Consider the following 4033-nt stretch of genomic DNA (forward strand, 5'->3'; position numbering starts at 1 on the left):
AGGTGGGCCCCGCGCCGGTGTTGGTGGGGATGGGGAGGCAGACGCTGGAGGAGGAGGGGCTGGAGTGGGTGGCGAGTCTGAGGAAGGGGAAGGGGGAGTGGGAGACGGCGCTGGAGGCGCTGGGGGCGCTGTACGTGAAGGGAGTGGAGGTGGCGTGGAGCGAGTACGAGAAGCCGTACGCGCGCCGCACCGTGTCCCTGCCCACCTACCCGTTCCAACGTCAGCGCTACTGGTGGACCCGCGAGCCGCGGGGACAGAGCGCGCTGCTCGCGCCGCGTGAGGCTCGAACCATCAAGCCGCACCTCGGGACCCGGCTGTACTCACCCGCGTTCGACGACATCATCTACAGCACGACGCTCGGAGCGTTCCGTCCGGCGTACCTCGATGACCACCGTCTCTACGGCACGGTCGTCACACCGGCGGCCTCTCACCTCTCGATGGTCCTCTCGGCCGTCGTGGAGACCTTCGGTCCCCAGGCCTGCACGCTGGAGAACCTCACCTTCCACCAGGCGCTGGTGCTCGCGGACGACGAGCTGCGCCCGCTCCAGCTCATCTTCTCGCCGCACGCGGAGGGCTACTCCCTCAAGCTGATGACCCAGGGCGAGTCCGGTGACTGGGTGCTGCACGGCACCGGTGAGCTGCGAGTGGACCCGTCCCAGGTGTCCACGCCGAGGACGCTGCCCGCGCGTGACGCCGTGCTGGCGCGCTGCACCGAGTCGCGCTCGGGAGACGACTTCTACAAGTTCTTCCGAGCCATGGGCTACACGCTGGGCCCGAGCTTCCGCTGGATTGGTCCCTTCCAGCGCAGCCAGGACGAGGCGTTCGGCCAGATGCAGCAGCCGGAGCTGCCGGACTCCCCGGACAACTACCAGCTGTATCCGGGCCTCATCGACTCGTGCTTCCAGATGCTCGCCAACTGGATGGTGAGCGACGCGACGAGCCTGGCCGACGCGCTGGCGATTCCGTTCAGTGTCTCGAGGCTCAACTTCTTCCGCCGTCCGCAGGGCGCGCTGTGGTGCTACGCGAAGTCCACCGCGGGCGAGCGGGCCATCACGGAAGAAATCCTCAGCGGCGACGTGCAGCTCTTCGACGAGCACGGCCCGGTGGCGGAGATTCTCGGCTTCCACGCGCGTCGCGCCAGCCGTGAGGTCCTCCAGGCCAGCACGCACAAGAAGTCCGAGGAGCGCATCTACGAGGTGGCGTGGACCCCCGAGCCCCTGCCGCCCACGCCGCTGCCCCAGGCCGAGTCCCACCCGTGGCTGCTGTTGCTGGACGCACAAGGCGTCGGCGAGCAGCTGGCCACGCGGCTGGAGGAGCGCGGAGCCTCCGTCATCCGCGTGCGTCCTGGCGCTGGATTCCGGAACACGGCCTCGAAGCGCTTCGAGGTCGACGCGAGCACCCCGGCCGACTTCACCCGACTGCTGCGCGAGGCCCTGCAGGGAGCCCCGTGCGCGGGCGCTGTCTACCTGTGGGGCCTGGACCAGACCTCCTCCGAGGAGACACGGTCCGCCGAGGCCCTGCATCAGGCGACGCTCCAGGCCACGACGGGAGCGCTGCACCTGACGCAGGCACTCGTGGCCAGCGGCACGCAGTCTCCGCTGTGGCTCGTCACGCAGGGCGCGCAGCCCGCCGATGGCGTGGCGGTGTCCTCGCCCGTGCAGGCGTCCCTGTGGGGCCTGGGCCGGGTCATCGACCTGGAGCACGGTGAGCTGCGCTGCGGCCGCATCGACCTGGACCCTCGAGACGTGAAGGGCAGCGTGTCCTCGCTGCTCACCGAGCTGCTGCGCTCCAGCGACACGCCGGGAGTCGAGGTGGCCCTCCGTCGGGAGAGGCGCCTGCGTCCCCAGCTCCAACGGGCGAAGGGTGGCGCGGAGGTCACCTCCTTCCGCGCGGACGGCACGTACCTGATTACGGGAGGTCTGGGGGCGCTCGGCCTGTCGATGGCGCGGTGGCTGGTGGAGCACGGCGCGCGTCACCTGGTCCTCGTGGGACGACGTGAGCCCACGGCGGAGGCTCGCACGGTGCTCGCGGAGCTGGAGCAGGCGGGGGCGAGCGTCACGGTGGCCTCGGCGGATGTGGCGCGTGAGGCGGACGTCGCGGCGCTGCTGGCGCGCATCGACGCGGGGGCGGTGCCGCTGCTCGGCATCTTCCACGCGGCGGGCATCGTCGAGGACGGAGCACTGGTGCAGCAGGACGCCCAGCGCTTCGAGCGGGTGATGGCGCCCAAGGTGGCGGGTGCGTGGAACCTCCACCGCCTCACGGAGACCCGGCCGCTGGAGCACTTCGTCCTCTTCTCGTCGGCCGCGGCGCTGCTCGGCTCTCCGGGACAGAGTGGCTACGCGGCGGCGAACGCCTTCCTCGATGCGCTGGCGCACGTCCGTCGTTCCCGCGGGTTGCCCGCGCTGTCGCTGGACTGGGGCCCGTGGGCCGAGGTGGGCATGGCCACGGACGCGCAGGTGGCCAAGGCGTTGGAGCGCCGGGGCATCCGCGCGCTGCCGACGGCGCAGGGCCTGGAGCTGTTGGGCAAGGCGCTGGGGCACTCGCAGGCGCAGCTCGGGCTCATGCACATCCGGTGGCCGGCGTACCTGGAGGGCCTCGGACGACTGGGGCGCTCGGGCTTCTACGCGGCGGTGGCGCCGGCGCGGAAGGAAGAGTCTCGCGCGGCCGTGGCGACGGCGAAGAAGCAGTGGTTGGCGGAGCTGCAGGGCGCGCTGCCGCACGAGCGGCGAGAGGTGCTCGTCCGCAGGCTCCAGGAGGCGGTGGGGCGAGTGCTCCGCCTGGACGTGGCGGGAGGAGTCGATTGGGGCCAGGGCTTCACGGACCTGGGCATGGACTCGCTGATGGCCATCGAGCTGCGCAACGCCCTGCAGGATGGGCTGGGGCACTCGCTGCCTTCGACCATCGCGATGAACCACCCCAACGTGGACTTCCTCGCCGACCACCTCATCGAGGCTGTCTTGAAGTTCAACGACGAGAGGAAGCCCGCCCCGGCGCGTGAGGTGCCGGGCGAGGGCGAGCTCGAGGTGGGCCTCGACGCACTCTCCGACGCGGAGCTGGCCCGTCTGGCGCTCGCGGACCTGGCAACGGATTCCTGAGGAATATCGAGATGACGACCGAGGACATCAACTACCGGCAGATCGTGCAGCAGCAGCTCGTGAAGATTCGCAAGCTGGAGGCCCGGCTGGAGAAGGCCGAGTCGACGCCCCGAGTGGAGCCCATCGCCATCGTCGGAATGGCGTGCCGCTTCCCGGGTGGCGTCACCACGCCGGAGGCGTACTGGGAGCTGTTGCGAGACGGCGTGGACGCCACGATGGAGGTGCCGGCGAATCGCTGGGACGTGGACGCGCTCTATGACCCGAAGCCGCAGGTGCCGGGGAAGATCAACACCCGCCGGGGTGGCTTCCTGAAGGACGTGGACCAGTTCGACGCCCAGTTCTTCGGCATCTCCCCGCGCGAGGCCGCGGCGATGGACCCGCAGCAGCGGCTGTTGCTGGAGGTCGGCTGGGAGGCGCTGGAGCGAGCGGGGTATCCGGTGGAGCGCCGGGGCCGGCAGCGCGTGGGCGTCTTCGTGGGCGTGATGAACACGGACTACAGCCAGCGCATGCTCGCGAACGCGGACCTGTCGCAGCTGGACCCGTACTTCGGCACGGCGAAGGGTGCGTGCTTCAGCGCGGGCCGCCTGTCGTACGCGCTGGGCTTCCAGGGCCCGAGCATGGCGGTGGACACGGCGTGCTCGTCGTCACTGGTGGCGATGCACCTGGCCATCCAGAGCCTGCGCCTGGGCGAGTGCCCCGTGGCGCTCGCGGGCGGAGTGAACCTCATCCTCTCCCCGGAAGTGAGCGTCTACCTGGCGAGCAGCGGCGCACTGTCTCCCGAGGGTCGCTGCAAGACGTTCGACGCCTCGGCCGATGGTTATGCGCGCGGCGAGGGTTGCGGCGTGCTGGTGCTGAAGCGGCTGTCGGACGCGGTGGCGGACGGGAACGAAGTGCTGGCGGTGATTCGCGGGACGGCGGTGAACCACGACGGTCCGAGC

The 4033-nt window shown here is 70.6% G+C and carries 2 protein-coding genes; both read left to right on the top strand.

Translation table 11 applies throughout. The annotated features are described in order from the left end of the window. Positions 1-3095: type I polyketide synthase (locus K8625_RS43390; RefSeq protein WP_223786081.1), on the top strand; the 3095-nt coding region annotated here is incomplete at its 5' end. Between the two features lie 11 nt (positions 3096-3106). Beyond that, positions 3107-4033: polyketide synthase (locus K8625_RS43395; protein ID WP_223786082.1), on the top strand; the 927-nt coding region annotated here is incomplete at its 3' end.

This window comes from Myxococcus sp. AS-1-15, assembly GCF_020037055.1.
In the GTDB taxonomy this organism is placed as follows: Bacteria; Myxococcota; Myxococcia; order Myxococcales; family Myxococcaceae; genus Myxococcus; species Myxococcus fulvus.